The sequence below is a fragment of the Pseudoalteromonas sp. genome (assembly GCF_036960685.1).
In the GTDB taxonomy this organism is placed as follows: Bacteria; Pseudomonadota; Gammaproteobacteria; order Enterobacterales; family Alteromonadaceae; genus Pseudoalteromonas.
Window position 1 is genome coordinate 1 of sequence record NZ_JBALXK010000081.1, and the last position, 532, is coordinate 532.

The 532-nt window shown below is 46.2% G+C and carries 1 protein-coding gene; it reads right to left on the bottom strand.

Annotated elements, in window-relative coordinates; genetic code table 11:
• Nucleotides 1-124 precede the first annotated feature (124 nt).
• The coding region (locus V7783_RS21155) for a sugar phosphate nucleotidyltransferase (RefSeq protein ID WP_335680402.1) at nt 125-532 on the bottom strand (408 nt) is incomplete at its 5' end.

Sequence of the window (532 nt, forward strand, 5' to 3'; positions counted from 1 at the left end):
CGCGCCTACAATAAGCCCAAGCACTAATCCTAACTCGTAGGCGCGAGTTTACCTCGCGCAGGTTTAGGGGTTAAGTGTTCCCCCGCAGCCCGACGCCCATAGCCCGCAGCTCTTAACCTAAAACCTAAACTGCTTTTAGGTGGCTTGGCTTTTTAGGGTTTACTAACTCCGCTACAAAACTTGTAAAATCAGTACCTAGGTTTTCATCACGCATACTGTATTCCACAATGGCTTTTAAATAACCAAGCTTGTCGCCGCAGTCATGAGCCCGGCCACTCATATGAAACGCCTCAACCGTTTCAACCTTCATCAACATATCAATAGCGTCAGTTAATTGGATTTCGCCACCAGCGCCAACCGGAGTTTTGCTTAGCAATTGCCAAATAGTTTTTGATAGCACATAGCGGCCTACAACAGCTAAGTTCGATGGTGCATCTTCAACACGTGGCTTTTCAACCATGGTTTTGATTTTCGCACTTTCACCCGCTGTAATTACAGTGCCATCAATATCCGCAATACCGTACTTACATAC